The 16,030-nt window shown below is 69.3% G+C and carries 19 protein-coding genes and 4 tRNA genes; 5 read left to right on the top strand and 18 right to left on the bottom strand.

Features of this window, described 5'->3' with window-relative positions:
- Window positions 1–110: 110 nt before the first annotated feature.
- The 13 genes from rplL to AAHM41_RS32575 form a co-directional block, all read right to left on the bottom strand.
- Window positions 111–491 carry a 50S ribosomal protein L7/L12 gene (rplL, locus tag AAHM41_RS32635; protein WP_342240804.1) on the bottom strand — a complete coding sequence of 127 codons (381 nt, stop codon included), beginning with the start codon at window positions 489–491 and terminating at the stop codon, window positions 111–113.
- Between the two features lie 52 nt (window positions 492–543).
- A complete protein-coding gene (rplJ, locus tag AAHM41_RS32630; RefSeq protein ID WP_342240803.1) occupies window positions 544–1,062 on the bottom strand; it encodes a 50S ribosomal protein L10 in 519 nt (172 codons plus the stop codon).
- A gap of 323 nt (window positions 1,063–1,385) precedes the next feature.
- A complete protein-coding gene (rplA, locus tag AAHM41_RS32625) occupies window positions 1,386–2,093 on the bottom strand; it encodes a 50S ribosomal protein L1 (RefSeq protein ID WP_342240802.1) in 708 nt (235 codons plus the stop codon).
- Window positions 2,094–2,098: 5 nt separating this feature from the next.
- The gene (rplK, locus tag AAHM41_RS32620; RefSeq protein WP_342240801.1) at window positions 2,099–2,530 is read right to left on the bottom strand and encodes a 50S ribosomal protein L11; all 432 of its coding nucleotides are present in this window, start codon (window positions 2,528–2,530) and stop codon (window positions 2,099–2,101) included.
- Between the two features lie 148 nt (window positions 2,531–2,678).
- Entirely contained in the window at window positions 2,679–3,212 is a 534-nt protein-coding gene (gene nusG / locus AAHM41_RS32615; protein ID WP_342240800.1) for a transcription termination/antitermination protein NusG, read from the bottom strand.
- A gap of 3 nt (window positions 3,213–3,215) precedes the next feature.
- Window positions 3,216–3,413: a preprotein translocase subunit SecE gene (secE, locus tag AAHM41_RS32610; RefSeq protein WP_138892572.1), complete on the bottom strand. Its 198-nt coding sequence runs from the start codon at window positions 3,411–3,413 to the stop codon at window positions 3,216–3,218.
- A 32-nt stretch (window positions 3,414–3,445) separates the two neighbouring features.
- A tRNA-Trp gene (locus AAHM41_RS32605) sits at window positions 3,446–3,521 on the bottom strand.
- A gap of 127 nt (window positions 3,522–3,648) precedes the next feature.
- Window positions 3,649–4,272 carry a pyridoxal 5'-phosphate synthase glutaminase subunit PdxT gene (gene pdxT / locus AAHM41_RS32600; RefSeq protein ID WP_342240799.1) on the bottom strand — a complete coding sequence of 208 codons (624 nt, stop codon included), beginning with the start codon at window positions 4,270–4,272 and terminating at the stop codon, window positions 3,649–3,651.
- Complete coding sequence (gene pdxS, locus AAHM41_RS32595; protein WP_342240798.1) at window positions 4,266–5,198, bottom strand: pyridoxal 5'-phosphate synthase lyase subunit PdxS; 933 nt, start codon at window positions 5,196–5,198, stop codon at window positions 4,266–4,268. Before pdxS ends, pdxT begins: the two co-directional genes overlap by 7 nt.
- A gap of 155 nt (window positions 5,199–5,353) precedes the next feature.
- Window positions 5,354–6,829 (bottom strand): MocR-like pyridoxine biosynthesis transcription factor PdxR, encoded by a 1,476-nt coding sequence (gene pdxR, locus AAHM41_RS32590; protein WP_342240797.1) that lies wholly within the window; start codon window positions 6,827–6,829, stop codon window positions 5,354–5,356.
- A 97-nt stretch (window positions 6,830–6,926) separates the two neighbouring features.
- Entirely contained in the window at window positions 6,927–8,117 is a 1,191-nt protein-coding gene (gene tuf, locus AAHM41_RS32585; RefSeq protein ID WP_342240796.1) for an elongation factor Tu, read from the bottom strand.
- A 50-nt stretch (window positions 8,118–8,167) separates the two neighbouring features.
- Window positions 8,168–8,241: transfer RNA gene (locus tag AAHM41_RS32580), tRNA-Gly, on the bottom strand.
- A 56-nt stretch (window positions 8,242–8,297) separates the two neighbouring features.
- Window positions 8,298–8,382 (bottom strand) — tRNA-Tyr (locus AAHM41_RS32575).
- A gap of 128 nt (window positions 8,383–8,510) precedes the next feature.
- Here AAHM41_RS32575 and rlmB point away from each other — a divergent pair.
- Window positions 8,511–9,395, top strand: coding sequence for a 23S rRNA (guanosine(2251)-2'-O)-methyltransferase RlmB (gene rlmB, locus AAHM41_RS32570; RefSeq protein WP_342240795.1), 885 nt, complete (start codon window positions 8,511–8,513; stop codon window positions 9,393–9,395).
- 30 nt (window positions 9,396–9,425) lie between these two features.
- On the opposite strand, the gene AAHM41_RS32565 is transcribed toward rlmB, so the two are convergent.
- The 3 genes from AAHM41_RS32565 to AAHM41_RS32555 all read right to left on the bottom strand — a co-directional run bounded on the left by AAHM41_RS32565 (window position 9,426) and on the right by AAHM41_RS32555 (window position 10,259).
- Window positions 9,426–9,668: a GIY-YIG nuclease family protein gene (locus AAHM41_RS32565; protein ID WP_342240794.1), complete on the bottom strand. Its 243-nt coding sequence runs from the start codon at window positions 9,666–9,668 to the stop codon at window positions 9,426–9,428.
- A gap of 107 nt (window positions 9,669–9,775) precedes the next feature.
- Window positions 9,776–9,851: transfer RNA gene (locus tag AAHM41_RS32560), tRNA-Ile, on the bottom strand.
- Window positions 9,852–9,950: 99 nt separating this feature from the next.
- Window positions 9,951–10,259: a hypothetical protein gene (locus AAHM41_RS32555; RefSeq protein WP_342240793.1), complete on the bottom strand. Its 309-nt coding sequence runs from the start codon at window positions 10,257–10,259 to the stop codon at window positions 9,951–9,953.
- A 394-nt stretch (window positions 10,260–10,653) separates the two neighbouring features.
- Here AAHM41_RS32555 and AAHM41_RS32550 point away from each other — a divergent pair, with 394 nt between their 5' ends.
- From AAHM41_RS32550 to AAHM41_RS32535, 4 genes are read left to right on the top strand one after another with little or no spacing between them, the layout of a single operon-like run.
- Window positions 10,654–11,658 carry an ABC transporter substrate-binding protein gene (locus AAHM41_RS32550; RefSeq protein ID WP_342240792.1) on the top strand — a complete coding sequence of 335 codons (1,005 nt, stop codon included), beginning with the start codon at window positions 10,654–10,656 and terminating at the stop codon, window positions 11,656–11,658.
- Window position 11,659: 1 nt separating this feature from the next.
- Window positions 11,660–12,481, top strand: coding sequence for an ABC transporter ATP-binding protein (locus AAHM41_RS32545; protein ID WP_342240791.1), 822 nt, complete (start codon window positions 11,660–11,662; stop codon window positions 12,479–12,481).
- Complete coding sequence (locus tag AAHM41_RS32540) at window positions 12,474–13,319, top strand: ABC transporter permease (RefSeq protein WP_342240790.1); 846 nt, start codon at window positions 12,474–12,476, stop codon at window positions 13,317–13,319. Before AAHM41_RS32545 ends, AAHM41_RS32540 begins: the two co-directional genes overlap by 8 nt.
- Window positions 13,320–13,342: 23 nt before the next feature.
- On the top strand, window positions 13,343–14,218 hold the full coding sequence (locus AAHM41_RS32535; RefSeq protein WP_342240789.1) for a TauD/TfdA dioxygenase family protein: 876 nt from the start codon (window positions 13,343–13,345) through the stop codon (window positions 14,216–14,218).
- A 52-nt stretch (window positions 14,219–14,270) separates the two neighbouring features.
- Here AAHM41_RS32535 and AAHM41_RS32530 read toward each other — a convergent pair whose 3' ends face one another.
- Entirely contained in the window at window positions 14,271–15,497 is a 1,227-nt protein-coding gene (locus AAHM41_RS32530; RefSeq protein ID WP_342240788.1) for an MFS transporter, read from the bottom strand.
- 170 nt (window positions 15,498–15,667) lie between these two features.
- Window positions 15,668–16,030, bottom strand: a 363-nt coding sequence (locus AAHM41_RS32525; RefSeq protein ID WP_446719502.1) for a mannitol dehydrogenase family protein, incomplete at its 5' end; no start/stop codon positions are given.

The raw sequence follows: 16,030 nt of genomic DNA, 5'->3' as shown, positions 1-16,030 counted from the left end.
CCCCCCCCCCCCCCCCCCCCCCCCCCCCCCCCCCCCCCCCCCCCCCCCCCCCCCCCCCCCCCCCGCGCCCGGACTACAACGACAAAACAGCCTGAAGTGCCACGCGGGTCTTACTTGACGTCGACCTTGGCGCCGGCTTCTTCGAGCTGCTTCCTGATCTTGGCGGCCTCGTCCTTCGACACGCCTTCCTTGACAGGCTTGGGCGCGCCTTCGACGAGGTCCTTGGCCTCCTTGAGGCCGAGGCCGGTGATCGCACGGACCTCCTTGATCACGTTGATCTTCTTGTCGCCGGCTTCCGTCAGGATGACGTTAAACTCGGTCTGCTCCTCGGCCGGAGCGGCAGCGGCAGCGGCCGCGCCCGGAGCCGCGGCAACCGCGACCGGAGCGGCGGCGGAAACGCCCCACTTCTCCTCGAGCAGCTTCGAGAGCTCGGCGGCCTCGAGGACCGTCAGGCTCGACAGCTCGTCGACAAGCTTTGCAAGATCAGCCATTTCGTTCTCCTAGAACTTGGGTCTTCTGGGTACGGTTTCAACAGGTGCGGCGCTACGCCGCCTCGTCCTTCTTGGCATAGGCCCCGAAGACGCGGGCGAGCTGCCCGGCCGGAGCCTGCAGAACACCAGCGATACGGGTCGCCGGGGTCTGGATCATGCCCACCAGCTTCGCCCGCAGCTCGTCGAGCGACGGCAGCGAAGCGAGAGCCTCGACACCCTTCTGATCGAGCAGCTGAGGACCGAGACCGCCGCCGATGATCTGCAGCTTCTCGTTCTTCTTGGCGTAGTCGACCGCCACCTTCGCCGCCGCAACCGCGTCCTGGGAGAACGCGATGGCGGTCGGGCCGGTGAACAGGTCCGCCAGATGCTCGAACTGGGTGCCCTGAAGGGCGATGCGGGCGAGCCGGTTCTTGGTCACGCGGAACGAGGCCCCCGCCGCGAGCATTTGCCGCCGGAGATCGGTCGATTCAGCCACCGTCATCCCGCCTTGGCGGGCGACGACGACCATGTTCGCCGTCCGGAACGACTCCTGCAGCGCGGCGATCTTCTCGGTCTTTTGTGTACGGTTCACGGATCGCCTCCGTTGTCGGGATCCCGCCCCGGACGATGCCGGAAGGGGACCCCAGTCCACACTGGACCGGTCCTTGGACCCGCCCTCGAGATGAGGTTGGGTCCGGTGCCGATCCGCTCTCCTGTCCCAGAAGTCCAAGCCCCGCACGACGTCCGGGCCGAAGCCCGGCCGCCGCCGTTGATTGGGTTCGACTCCCGTCTATGCAGGTGGGTTTTAAGCGCCTTGCGGTGCCCCTGCAGTCTCGGACAGGTTCGGGCAGAGCCGAGGCCCCACCCTGTCCGCCGCTCTCACGAGCAGCGTATTCTTCAAGCCCGTGGCGCCGATCAGGCGCCGGCGGCCTCGTGCAGCTTCGCCAGGTCCAGCTTGTAGCCCGGGCCCATGGTCGAGGTGACGGTCACCTTCTTGAGGTAGGTGCCCTTCGCCCCGCTGGGCTTGGCGCGCTGGATCGCCTCGACGAAGGCGCGGATGTTGCCGACCAGGGCATCTTCCGTGAAGCTGGCCTTGCCGACGCCGGCATGGACGATGCCCGCCTTCTCGGCCCGGAACTCCACGGCGCCGCCCTTGGCGGCCTTGACCGCGCCGGCGACGTCGGGGGTGACGGTGCCGAGCTTCGGGTTCGGCATCAGGCCGCGCGGGCCCAGCACCTTACCGAGGCGACCGACCACGCCCATCATGTCCGGGGTGGCGATGCAGCGGTCGAAATCCATCCGGCCTTCGAGGATCTCCTTGGCGAGATCATCGGCGCCGACGATGTCGGCCCCGGCGGCCGTGGCCTGCTCGGCCTTGTCGCCGCGGGCGAACACCAGGACGCGGACGGTCTTGCCGGTGCCGTTCGGCAGTTGCACGACGCCGCGGACCATCTGGTCGGCGTGGCGCGGGTCGACGCCGAGATTCATCGCGATCTCGACGGTCTCGTCGAACTTCGCCGTGGCCGACGCCTTCAGCATCTTGACGGCCTGGGCCAGCTCGTAGGTCGCCTCGGGGTTCAGGCCCTTGGTGACGGCGCGGGTGCGCTTGGAAATCTTGGCCATGCCGATTACTCCACCACCTCGATGCCCATCGACCGGGCCGAGCCCTTGATCATCTGGGCAGCGGCGTCGACGTCGTTCGCATTGAGATCCTTCATCTTGATCTCGGCGATCTCGCGGATCTGCTTCATCGTGATCTTGCCGACCGTGGCGCCCTTGCCGGGCGTCTGGCTGCCCTTGTCGAGCCCCGCGGCCTTCTTGATGAAGTAGGTGTTCGGCGGCGTCTTGGTGACGAAGGTGAAGGTCCGATCGCCATAGGCCGTGATCACGACCGGGATCGGCATTCCCTTCTCGAGGTTCTGGGTCAGCGCGTTGAACGCCTTGCAGAACTCCATGATGTTCAGACCGCGCTGACCCAGCGCCGGACCGATCGGCGGCGACGGGTTGGCGGCGCCCGCGGGCACCTGCAGCTTGATCTGTCCTACGACCTTCTTTGCCATCTCATATCCCTCAACAACTGATCCCTCCGGCGGAACCGGAGGGATGGGGAAGCGCGGTCACGACCCCCGGAGGACTTCCCGGGAGGGTCTCCCGCACCGTTCCCCCGCGCCCTGGAGCGCGGGGTATCCGACGACGATCAGCGGATCGTCACGAAACCTTCTCGACCTGCGTGTACTCTAGCTCCACCGGAGTCGCACGGCCGAAGATCGAGACCGCGACCTTGAGCCGCGAACGCTCCTCGTCGACCTCTTCCACCACGCCGTTGAAGCTGGTGAAGGGACCGTCGGCCACGCGCACCGTCTCGCCGATCTCGAAGCTGATGGAGGGCTTCGGCCGCTCCACCCCTTCCTGGACCTGCTGCATGATCCGCATCGCCTCGGTCTCGCTGATCGGGATCGGCTTGTTGCCGGACCCGAGGAAGCCGGTGACCTTCGGCGTGTTCTTGACCAGATGCCAGGCCCGGTCGGACAGCTCCATCTTGAGCAGCACATAGCCCGGGAAGAACTTGCGCTCGGTGTTGACCTTCTGGCCGCGGCGGATCTCGACGACCTCCTCGGTCGGCACCACGATCTGTTCGAAATGGTCGGCCAGGCCCTTCTGCTCGGCCTGTTCGCGGATCGACTCCGCGACCTTCTTCTCGAAATTCGAATAGACGTGCAGCACGTACCAGCGCATCGCCATGGGTCAGCCCCCCATGCCGATGACGGACGTCACCGCCCAGCCGGCGACCCAGTCGACCAGCAGGAAGAAGATCGACATGAGGGTGACGAACACGAACACCATGCCGGTGGTGATCGCGGTCTCCTTCCGTGTCGGCCAGGTGACCTTCGCGGTCTCCTGCCGGACCTGCCTGAAGAACTGGACGGGGCTGGTCTTGGCCATGTCTACCAATCAAATCGCCGGTCAGGCGGGCGTGGCAGGAGTGGAGGGTCTCGAACCCCCAGCCTTCGGTTTTGGAGACCGACGCTCTACCAATTGAGCTACACTCCTCCGGGGACCGCCCTGCCTTCAGGAACACGACGAGGCACGCTCGCCGCCCTGACCGCGGAGCGAACGGCCTTGTAGCGGAAGCGCCCGGCAGAATCAACACCTGTTCGGAAGCCCGGGCGGTTTTCTCTCAGGCCGCCCGGTCCGCCTCGGTTGCTGCGGTCGCAGCGATGTCCAGGAACAGGCGATGGACGCGCCGGTCGGCGGACAGCTCGGGGTGGAAAGTGGCGGCCAGCAGCCGGCCCTGGCGCACCAGCACCGGGTCGCCGCCCCGCTTCGCCAGCACCTCGACGCCGGGGCCGATCGCGGCGATCCGCGGCGCCCGGATGTAGACCGTCTCCAGCGGCCCGCCGGGCAGCACGGTCGGGATCTTCAGGATCGCCGAATCGATCTGGCGGCCATAAGCGTTGCGCTCGACCGTGGCGTCGAGCACGTCGAGGCTCTCCTGCTCCGGCCGCAGCACCCGGCGGGCCAGCAGGATACAGCCGGCGCAGGTGCCGAACACCGGCATCGTCCGGGCGAAGCCCTGCAGCGCCTCGAACAGGCCGTCGCGCGCCGCCAGCTTGAGCAGCGTGCTCGACTCGCCGCCCGGGATCACCAGCCCGGCCAAGCCGTCGAGATGGGCCGGCAGGCGCACCGGGACGGCCTCCGCCCCGGCCTCGCGCAACGCCCGGGCATGGGCCTCGAAGTCGCCCTGCAGCGCCAGCACGCCGATGCACGGCGCGCCGGCACCCTCACCCCGACCGCTCACCATCCGCGGGTCTGCAGCATCTGGGCGGGGTCGAGTGCCGCCACCGCCAAGCCCTTCATAGCGCCCTGGCACTCGGCGCTGGCCTCGGCCAGGATCGCCGCGTCCTCGAAATGGGTGGTGGCGCGGACAATGGCGCGGGCGCGGCGCTCCGCCTCCTCCGGCTCGGCGAAGGTCTGCGGATCCTGCATGAAGATGCCGGAGCCGACGAACACCGCCTCGGCCCCCAGCTGCCGCACCAGCGCGGCGTCGGCCGGGGTGGCGATGCCGCCGGCGGAAAAATTCGGCACCGGCAGCCGGCCGGTCTCGGCCACCAGCCGCACCAGCTCGTAGGGCGCCCCCAGCTCCTTGGCGGTGGTGTACAGCTCTTCCGGCCGCAGCACGGTCAGGCCGCGGATGTCCCGGCTGATCTGACGCAGATGCTGCACGGCATGGACCACGTCGCCGGTGCCGGCCTCGCCCTTGGTGCGGATCATGGCCGCGCCCTCGGCGATCCGGCGCAGCGCTTCGCCCAGGTTGCGGGCGCCGCAGACGAAGGGGGTGACGAAGGCCTGCTTGTCGACATGGTGCGCCTCGTCCGCCGGGGTCAGCACCTCGGATTCGTCGATGAAGTCGACGCCGAGCGACTGCAGCACCTGGGCCTCGGCGAAATGGCCGATGCGGCACTTGGCCATCACCGGGATCGACACGGCGCCCATGATCTCGCGGATCTTGACCGGCGAGGCCATGCGGGCGACGCCGCCCTCGGCCCGGATCTGCGCCGGCACCCGCTCCAGCGCCATCACCGCGACGGCGCCGGCGCGCTCGGCGATCTCGGCCTGATGCACATCGGTGACATCCATGATGACGCCGCCCTTGAGCATCTCGGCCAGGCCGGTCTTCAGGCGCAGGGCTTGGGGGGAATGGGTACCGTTGGTGCCGTTGGCGGTCATGGGCTGTCTCCGAAGGAAGTCGCCTGAACGCTAAGCCTCCGGCACTGGTCGGAGAAGATCCACCGAACCGGCAATCCCATGGAGCCAATTCGCTCCTGGGCAGAACCGGCTTTCCAGGCAGTGGATTCGGATTTCTCCGGAAACGATGGGTCCAGTCAGGCCGCGCCGCCGCGACGGAAGGACTGCACCACCTCGCGCAGCAGGGCGACGCCCTGGCGGATGTCCGGCTCCTCCAGCGCGGCGTAGCCCATCAGGAAGCCGGCGCCGCCCTCGGCCCCCGCCGCACCGGTCGCGGCCGGGACGATGCCGACCGAGCGCAGCGCCGCCGCCTCGGCGACGCTGCCGGCCAGGGCGGCCGGGATGTCGCGGAAGCGGACCACCAGATGCAGCCCGGCCTTCGCCCCCTCGATCACCACCGCCGGGCCGAAGGCCGACTTCAGCGCCGCCACCAGCGCATCGCGGCGGCGCTGGTTGCGCCGGCGGGTGCGGCGGATGTGGCGCTCGAAATGGCCGTCGCGGATGAGATGGGCGAACACCGCCTGGTCGAGCGAGGCGGTGTGGCGGTCGGTCAGCTGCTTGGCCCGCAGGAACGGCTCCACCAGCTCCGGCGGCAGCACCATGTAGCCGAGGCGCAGGCCAGGGGAAAGCACCTTGGAGACGGTGCCGGAATAGATCACCAGCCCGGCGCGGTCGAGCGCCTGCAGCGATTCGACCGGCCGGCCCTCGTAGCGGTACTCGCTGTCGTAATCGTCCTCGAACACATAGGTGCCGCCGCGCTCGGCCCAGTCCAAGAGGGCCAGGCGGCGCGCCGCCGGCATCACCCCGCCGGTCGGGAACTGGTGGCCGGGGGTGACATGGGCCAGCCGCGCGCCGGCCTCGGGTGGCGGCAGCCGGGCGGTGTCGAGCCCGTCGGCATCGACCGGAACCGGCAGCAGCCGGGCGCCGATCGCCTCCACCGCCAGCCGGGCGCCGCTGTAGCCCGGATCCTCGACCACCACCGTGTCGCCGGGGTCGACCAGCACGCGCAGCGCCAGGTCGACCGCCTGCTGCGAGCCGTTGACGATCAGGATCTGCTCCGGCCGCGCCCGCACCGCCCGGGCCCGGCCGAGATAGTCGGACAGCGCGGCGCGCAGCTCCGGCAACCCTTGCGGGTTCTCGTAGAGATAGGGCTTGCCGGCGCGGCGGCGGATCTCGCGCAGCAGCAGCCGGCGCCAGATGTCGGCCGGGAAGTCGGCGGCGCTGACGGTGCCGTAGTGGAAGCTGTAGCGGAGGCCGCCGCGGCGGGTCAGGCTGTCGATGTCGAGGCTGCGCAGCCTCTCGCTGTAGCGCGACAGCCGGGCCGCGCGCGGCGCCTCGGCCGGGATCGCGGCGACGGGACGCGGGGCGGCGCCCGCCGGCAGCGCCGCGCCGACGAAGGTCCCGGCGCCCGGCCGGCTTTCGAGATAGCCCTCGGCCAGCAGCTGCTCATAGGCCATCAGCACGGTGTTGCGCGCGATCGCGAACTGGTCGGCCAGCGCGCGGGACGACGGCAGCCGGGTACCCGGCGCCGCATCGCCGCTCAGGATCGACGCTTTGAGCTGGTCGTAGAGCTGGGTCTGCAGCGGGACGTCGCGGTCGAGGCGGATCAGCATGGACCCATCTTAGGCATCGCCGGAAACGACGAAAGGGCGGGGATATCCCCGCCCTTCCGCAGCGTCGCGATCGGATGCCGCAGGCGCGGCAGCCGAGTTACTTGATGATGGAGGCGACGACGCCGGCGCCGACGGTGCGGCCGCCTTCGCGGATGGCGAAGCGCAGGCCCTCATCCATGGCGATCGGCGCGATCAGCGTGACCTTCATCGAGATGTTGTCGCCCGGCATCACCATCTCGGTGCCCTCGGGCAGCTCCACCACACCGGTCACATCCGTCGTCCGGAAGTAGAACTGCGGACGGTAGTTGGTGAAGAACGGCGTGTGACGGCCGCCCTCTTCCTTCGTCAGGATGTACGCCTCGGCCTTGAACTCGGTGTGCGGCGTGATCGAGCCCGGCTTGGCCAGAACCTGGCCGCGCTCGACCTCCTCGCGCTTGGTGCCGCGCAGCAGCGCGCCGATATTGTCGCCCGCCTCGCCCTGATCGAGCAGCTTGCGGAACATCTCGACGCCGGTGCAGGTCGTCTTCACCGTCGGCTTCAGCCCGACGATCTCGATCTCCTCACCCACCTTCACCACGCCGCGCTCGACCCGACCCGTCACCACCGTGCCGCGGCCCGAGATCGAGAACACGTCCTCGATCGGCATCAGGAACGGACGGTCCTTCGGACGATCCGGCTGCGGGATGTACGCGTCCACCCGAGCCATCAGCTCCAGGATCGCGTCGTGCCCCAGCTTCTTGTCGCCGTCCTCCAGCGCCACCAGCGCCGAGCCCGGGATGATCGGAATGTCGTCGCCCGGGAAGTCGTACGAGCTCAGCAGCTCGCGGACCTCGAGCTCCACCAGCTCCAGGAGCTCCGGATCGTCGACCATGTCGACCTTGTTCAGGAACACCACCAGCGCCGGAACGCCGACCTGGCGCGCCAGCAGGATGTGCTCCCGGGTCTGCGGCATCGGCCCGTCCGCCGCCGACACCACCAGGATCGCACCGTCCATCTGCGCCGCGCCCGTGATCATGTTCTTCACGTAGTCGGCGTGGCCCGGGCAGTCCACATGCGCGTAGTGACGGTTCGCCGTCTCATACTCCACATGTGCCGTCGAGATCGTGATCCCGCGCGCCTTCTCTTCCGGCGCCTTGTCGATCTGGTCGTACGCCGTGAACGTCGCCCCGCCCGTCTCCGCCAACACCTTCGTGATCGCCGCCGTCAGCGACGTCTTCCCATGGTCCACGTGACCAATCGTCCCGATGTTGCAGTGCGGCTTCGTCCGCTCAAACTTCGCCTTCGCCATTCTCTCAAAACCCTAATCGTTCGCGGTTGGGACCTGTGTGTCCGCGGGACTGGAGCGGGTGAAGGGAATCGAACCCTCGTATTCAGCTTGGAAGGCTGCTGCTCTACCATTGAGCTACACCCGCCCGGTGGTCCGGGACGCGCCATGTCCTCGACCGTGACATCGAAGCCAAGCGGGCTTTGGTGGAGGGGGCTGGATTCGAACCAGCGTACGCTATGCGGGCAGATTTACAGTCTGCTGCCTTTAACCACTCGGCCACCCCTCCAAAGGGCTTCGCCGCACGGCTCGGCGAATGGCGGGGCGGAATATCGACATCCCGGCGCGGAAGTCAAGCATGCGTGATGCGAAAATCGTAAACTTGACCCCGCCCGCCTCACAGCGCACAGGACGGCGATGACCCGCACACCTCAGAACCGCCCGCCCCGCGCCGCGCCGTCCCACGCCCCGCGGCCCAACCCGCATCAGGGCCAGCGCCCGGATCAGCGCGGCCCCGGCGGCCGTGCACCCGATGGCCGGCCGCCGGCGCGCGAGCCCGACCGCTACCTCTACGGCGTCCATGCCGCCGTCGCCGCGATCCTGAATCCGGAGCGGGAGATCACCCGGGTGCAATGCACCGAGGCCGGGCTGGCGAATCTGTCCGACGCCCTGGCGCAGGCGGCCGCGGCCGGCATCGACCGCCCGGCGCCGGAGATCGTCGACCGCGCCCTGATGGATCGCTTCCTCAAGGGCGCCGTGCACCAGGGCATCGCACTCGAGATCAAGCCGCTGGACGCGCCGGACATCGACGATCTCGGCCGCGAGGCTGAGCTGCGCGACGCCACGCAGGGGCGCAGCGTGGTGGTGGTGCTGGACCAGGTGACCGACCCGCACAACATCGGCGCCATCCTGCGCTCCGCCGCCGCCTTCGGCGCGCTCGCGGTGATCGTCACCGATCGCAACACGCCCGAGGTCACCGGGGTGCTGGCCAAGGCGGCGTCGGGCGCGGTCGAGCACGTGCCGCTGACCCGGGTGAAGAACCTGGCCCGGGCCCTCGAATCGCTCGGCGAATGGGGCTTCCGCCGCATCGGCCTGGCCGAGGAGGGCGAGGCGACGCTGGCCGAGGCGATGCACGGCGACCGGGTGGCGCTGGTGCTGGGGGCCGAGGGCGAGGGCCTGCGCCACCTGACGCGCGAAACCTGCGACGTGCTGGCCAAGCTGCCGACCCTGGGCCCGATCGGCAGCCTGAACGTCTCCAACGCCGCCGCCATCGCGCTGTACGAGGCGGCGCGGGGGAGCTGAAGCGGGCAGCTTGCGTTGTGGCCGGTCGAATCAGACCAGCCTCTTCTTCGTAAAGGCTCTACCGGAATGCGATTTGAGGTACTTCTCAAACGCCAGGGCTTTGAGTTTATCCGGAAAAGCGCAGTACCAGATCAGCTCCCACGGCATGAACTTGGCCGTGTGGGTCGATTTGCCTGCGTTGTGGTCGGCTATCCGCTGTCTCAGATCAGCGGAGGCGCCGACGTACTCCTGGTCGGGAAAAGCGGTGCTCCGGATGATGTAGACGTACCACAATGCGTCAGTCCGTCTTCGCTTTCGCTTCGCTCCAGCTACGCCGGACACTGCTTCGCCCTAACGGTTTCGGCGTGGCTGCGCCACGCGAAGCCCGTAAGGGCGAAGCGTGGTGGGCCCGGCAGGATTCGAACCTGCGACAACACCGTTATGAGCGGCGGGTTCTAACCGCTGAACTACAGGCCCGTCCGGCGCCCTTCTAGCAAGCGGCGCCGGCGCGGGGAAGCGGGTTGCGGCGCCCGGTGTGGGCCGTCCGGGCGCCGCAGTCCGATTTACCGGGCCCGGTTACTGGGCCTTCTGCCCGCCGGCCATCATCTGCTTGATGATGCCGACGATGACCATCAGGACGCCGCCGCCGACGCCACCACCGACGATCTGGCCGATGATCGAGCCGATGTCGAGGCTGCCGCTGGCAGCCGCCGCGCCGAGGCTGGGGACGATCGCCCCCAGGATCTGGCCGCCGATGCCGCCGCCGACGATGCCGGCGACCGAGTTCCAGAGAGTGCCGAGATTGTATTGCTTGAGCGCAGCGCCGGCCACATTGCCGCCGACCGCACCTGCCACGAGCTGGATGATCAACGTCACGATGTCCATCGGATCTCCTTCCGATCGATGGAGCGCCGTCGGGCGGTGCGGCGCAGAGGCAACCGACTCGCCGAATCATCGGCACCGCACAAATAATGATGCGCCTCGACCCGTCCCGCCTCAAGAGGCATTTGGGAACGGACCGAGATCGCTTCCCTGCAGCCGAAGAACCCGCCATGTCGTCGGCGAGCGATTTTGGCGATTCTATTGTCGGAATTAGCCTTCGTTACAGAGTCGGATGCTATCGGTTCAGACTCGGAACGGAAGTCCGCAGCCGGGTCGGACAGAACATAAATCACATCTGATTTTTGATATATATAAAATAACACAAATAAATTGGATTGATATTTCCAGCTTCCCCCCAAATCTTCGTCCTATTGCCGCCCAGCCAGAGATCGTCGCCATGCGCCCCCGCCTTGCCCTCCTCGTTGCCGCCGCGACACTGCTCGCCCTGGCCGCCCCAGCCCAGGCCGAGACCGAGACGCTGCGGATCGCGCAGCAATTCGGCATCTCCTACCTGCCGATGATCGTCGCCAAGCAGCAGAAGCTGATCGAGGCCGCGGTGGCCGAGGCCGGGCTGCCGGCGCCGGAGATCGAGTGGATCCAGGTCAGCGGCGGCGCGGCGATGAACGAGGCCCTGCTGTCCGGCAGCCTGGACGTGGCCGCGGCCGGGGCGCCGCCGGCGATCACGCTGTGGGCCAAGACGCGCGGCTCGATCGACGTCAAGGGCATCGCCGCGCTGGGTTCGATGCCGATCTACCTGACCACCAGCAACCCGCAGGTGAAGACGCTGGCCGACTTCACCGAGAAGGACCGGATCGCCCTGCCGGCGGTGAAGGTCGGGTTCCAGGCGGTGGTGCTGCAGATGGCGGCGGCCCAGGCCTTCGGCGAGGACCAGGCGACGAAGCTGGACGACCTGACCGTCAGCATGGCGCATCCGGATGCGACCGCGGCCCTGCTGTCCGGCAGCGCCGAGGTCACCGCCAATTTCGGCGCCCCGCCGTTCCAGAACCAGCAGCTGCAGGCCCCGAAGATCCACCGGGTGCTGAGCAGCTTCGACGTGCTGGGCGGGCCGCACACCTTCAACGTAATCTACGCCACCGGCGCCTTCTACGCCGAGAACCCGAAGACGGTGGCGGCAATCGTCACGGCGCTGGACCGCGCCGACCAGTTCATCCAGGCCCATCCGGCCGAGGCGGCCAAGCTGTACATAGCGGCCGAATCCTCGAAGCTGCCGGAGCCCTTCGTCGAGGCGCTGATCACCGCCGCCGACACGCGCTACACCGTGGCGCCCGAGAACGTCTTGAAGTTCGTCGCGTTCCAGCACCGCATCGGCCAGATCGCCACCACCACGGCCGATTGGCGCGACCTGTTCTTCCCGCCGCTGCACGACCGGCAGGGCAGCTGAGATGGCGGCCCCTGCCCTCGCCCTGGCCCCGGAGACAACCGCAGCAGCCGCGCTGCGGGTGGAGGGTGTCACCCTGTCCTATGCCGTCGACGGCCGGACGGTGACGGCGGTCGAGGATGTCAGCCTGGATATCCGCCGCGGCGAGCGGCTGGTGCTGCTGGGCCCGTCCGGCTGCGGCAAATCGAGCCTGCTGAAGAGCATCGGCGGCTTCCTGCCGCCCGCGTCCGGCCGGGTGCTGCTGGACGGGCGGCCGGTGTCGCGCCCCGGGCCCGACCGGATGATGGTGCTGCAGGATTTCGAGCAGCTGCTGCCCTGGCTGACGGTGCGGCGCAACCTGGTCGCCGCCCTGTCCTGGGCGAAGCGCACCCGCCGGGCCGAGGCCGAGGCGACCGCCAACGACATGCTGCAGCGCGTCGGCTTGGCCCGCGTCGCCGACCAGTATCCGAACACCCTGTCGGGCGGCATGAAGCAGCGCGTCGCCATTGCCCGCGCCCTGGCGCTGCGGCCCGAGGTGCTGCTGATGGACGAGCCCTTCGCCGCGCTGGACGCCATGACCCGGCGCCGGATGCAGGAGGAGCTGCTGGCGCTGTGCGAGGACACCGGCGTCACCACCCTGTTCGTGACCCATGCGATCGACGAGGCGATCGTGGTCGGCAGCCGGATCGTGGTGATGACCGCGCATCCGGGCCGGATCCGCGCCGTGATCGACCTACCGGGCGGCCGCGGCCCGGACCGGGGCGACCCGGCCTTCGCCGCGCTGGAGGCCCGGATCGGCGGCCTGATCGCCGACCAGATCGGCCACTCGGAGACGGCCGATGGTTGACTATCAGGGCTTGCTGCAGGCCGGATCGCCGCTGCGTCCGGCCGCCGAGACGCCCGTGCGGCGCTGGATCGGCACCGGCGCCTGGCGTCGTCTCCTGATCCTGGCGGCGTTGGCAGCGGTGTGGGAGATCGCGGCGCGCATCGTCGGCAGCCCGCTGCTGCTGCCCGGCTTCCTGACCACCCTGGCGGCCTTCGGCCAGGGCCTGGCCAGCGGCGAGCTGCCGCTGCGCACCCTGGCCTCGCTACAGGTGCTGGTGGCGGGCTATGCCATCGGCGTGGTCGCGGCGGCGATCCTGGCCGGGCTGGCCACGGCCAGCCGGCTGGGCGCCGAGCTGCTGGCGACCCTGACCGCGATGTTCAACCCGCTGCCGGCGATCGCCCTCCTGCCGATCGCACTCCTCTGGTTCGGCCTCGGCACGCCCAGCCTGCTGTTCGTCATCGTCCATTCGGTGCTGTGGCCGCTGGCGCTGGCCACCCATTCCGGCTTCCGCGCCGTACCGCGGCCACTCGCCATGGTCGGGCAGAATCTCGGCCTCGGCGGCGTCGCCTATGTCGTCAGGATCCTGGTGCCGGCCGCCTTCCCGGCGATCCTGGCCGGGCTGAAGATCGGCTGGGCCTTCGCCTGGCGAACCTTGATCGCCGCCGAGCTGGTGTTCGGCGTCTCCTCCCGCTCCGGCGGGCTCGGCTGGTTCATCTACGTCAACCGCAACCAGCTGGAGACGGCCAACGTCTTCGCCGGCCTCCTGGCCATCATCCTGATCGGCCTCCTGGTCGAAAGCCTCTTGTTCCGCACCCTGTCCCGGCTCACCGTCGAGCGCTGGGGCACGCAGAACCCTTAGATCGACAGCACGGAAACGCCGCCATGTCCTTCACCACCCGTCCCCTGTCCGAGCTGCTGGGCGTCGAGATCACGGGGCTCGACCTCGCCACCCCGCCGGACGAGGCGACCTTCGCCCGGATCAAGTCGCTGTTCGAGGCGAAGTCCCTCGTGGTGTTCCGCGACCAGCGGTTCACGCCGCAGCACCACATCGACTTCAGCCGCCGCTTCGGCGAGCTGGAGATCCATGTGCAGCACCATTTCCACCTGGCCGGGCACCCCGAGATCCTGATCGTCTCGAACGAGATGCGCGACGGCAAGCCGCTGGGCCTGGCCGATGCCGGGCGCTACTGGCATTCCGACCTGTCCTACAAGGCGGAGCCGAGCCTGGGGTCGCTGCTGCATGCCCAGACGCTGCCGCCGGTCGAGGGCGACACGCTGTTCGTCAGCATGGCTGCGGCCTATGACGCGCTGGACGATGCGACCAAGGCGCAGATCGAGAGCCTCACGGCAGTGCACGACTACAGCGCCCGCAATGTGGCGCAGCAGGCCAAGAGCTCGCTGCGGCCCGGCCTGACCGCGGACCAGGCCAAGACCGTGCCGCCGGTGACCCATCCGGTGGTGCGGATCCACCCCGCCACCGGCCGCAAGGCGCTGTTCGTCAACGAGGGCTTCACCACCCACATCACCGAGCTGGAACGGCCGCAGAGCGACGCGCTGCTGCGCCGGCTGTTCGAGCACATGATCCAGCCGCAGTTCCAGTACCGGCACCGCTGGCAGGCGCACGACCTGGTGTTCTGGGACAACCGCGCCACCATCCACCTGGCCACCGGCTGCCCGCCGCATCTGGCCCGCACCCTTTACCGCACCACGGTGAAGGGCGACCGCCCGATCGGCCCACGGGACCGGGCGGCGGCCTGAAGACGGCTGCGCCGTCCCCATCGCAGGACGGGGACGGCGCAGCCGGACACGCTCACGCCGGCTGAAGCCGCTGGCTCCGCCGCGACGGCAAGGGCGGGAAGGCCAGCGCGATGGCGACGGCGCCGAGCCCGACCGCGAACGACCCGAGATAGAGCCAGTGATAGGCGGCGAAGGTGTCGAACACCCAGCCGCCGGCCAGGGGGCCGAGCGCCATGCCGATGCTGGAGGCCATGGTCACCGCGCCGAACACGGTGCCCATGGCCGCCTGGCCGAAATATTCGCGCGCCAGCACGGCATAGAGCGGCATCACGCCGCCATAGGCGGTGCCGAAGATCGCGGCCAGCAGGTAGAACTCGCCGAGATTGGCGACGAACAGATAAGCGACGATGACGACCGCCTGCACCAGCAGCCCGGCCACCAGCACGCGCTTGACGCCGAGCCGGTCGGCCAGGATGCCGAGCAGCAGGCGCCCGCCGAGGCCGGCCAGCCCTTCGACGCTGTAGATGGTGACGGCGGCCAGCGGGGCGACGCCGCAGGTGATGGCATAGCTGACCATGTGGAAGATCGGCCCGGAATGGGCCGCGCAGCACAGGAAGAAGGTCGCCGCCAGGACCGCGAATTGCGGCGTGCGGAAGGCGCTGGCCGCGGACATGTCGCCGATCTCGCCGGACGGCGCCGGAGCCTCGGCGCCGCCGACTGCGGCCGGCGGCCGCCGCACCAGCAGCCCGGCCGGCAGCAGCAGAACCCAGGCGGCGATGCCGACGATCATCATCGCCGTGCGCCAGTCATAGGCCGCCACCAGCCAGGCGGCGAAGGGCGAGACCGTCATCGGCGCCACACCGATGCCCGCCGACACCAGCGACACGGCCAAAGCGCGGTTGGTGTCGAACCAGCCGGTGGCGGCGGCCACCATCGGGGCGAAGAAGGCTCCGGCCGCGAGCCCGACCAGCGTGCCGTAGATCAGCTGGAACGCGGCCAGCGTGGTGGCGTGGCTGGCCAGGACCAGGGCCAGGCCCAGCAGCGCCGCGCCGCTGAGCACCACGATCCGGGGGCCGATGCGGTCGCTGATCGCGCCCCAGGCGAAGCCGGCCGCGCCCATGACCAGGAAGTTGAGGGTCATGGCGCTGGAGATGCCGGCGCGGCTCCAGCCGGTATCGGCCGCCATCGGCTGCAGGAAGATCGCCAGCGAGAACATCGCGCCGATGCCGACGCAGGTCATCAGCGCGCCGACACCGATGATGACCCAGCGATAGGGATTGTCCGTCCGCGGTTGCGACATAGGGGCCTCTTCCGCATGGCGCCGGATCGCTTCCGGAGGGGCTCATCCCGCTTCGGAACGCCGGCTCTCATGCTGAAGACGAACGGGCCGGCCGGGAATCGACATCACGGCCGAAAATATTTTACCTCCTGGTAAGGTATTCGGCGCGAGCGACCTCCCCGGGCCGGTTGTCAGCCCTCCAAACGGGCATAGGAAGCGGCCGTCGCCTTGGCGCCCTGGCGATACAGGGCGTCGAGGGCTCGGGTCACCGCGGCGCGGAACTGCGGCTGGCCCGGCAGGTCGTCGCCGAACACGGCACGGACGCCGAGCAGCGCCGGCGCCAAGCGCTCCGCCACCGGCCCGGCCTCACGCGCGATCGCGGCGAGATCGGCGGCCAGCGGATCGCGAACGTCGATCGGCTTGCCGGCCTCGTCCGTCCCGGCGACATAGCGCATCCAGGCCGCGACGCCGAGGGCGTGGCGGTCGACCGGCAGGCCTCGCGCCAGCCGGTCGCGGGGGGGGGGGGGCCGCCCCGGCGGGCCCCCGGCCCCCCA

This window comes from Inquilinus sp. OTU3971, from assembly GCF_038440215.1.
The sequence above is the reverse complement of the archived record's forward strand: the minus strand, read 5'-3'. Positions and strand labels throughout refer to the sequence as shown.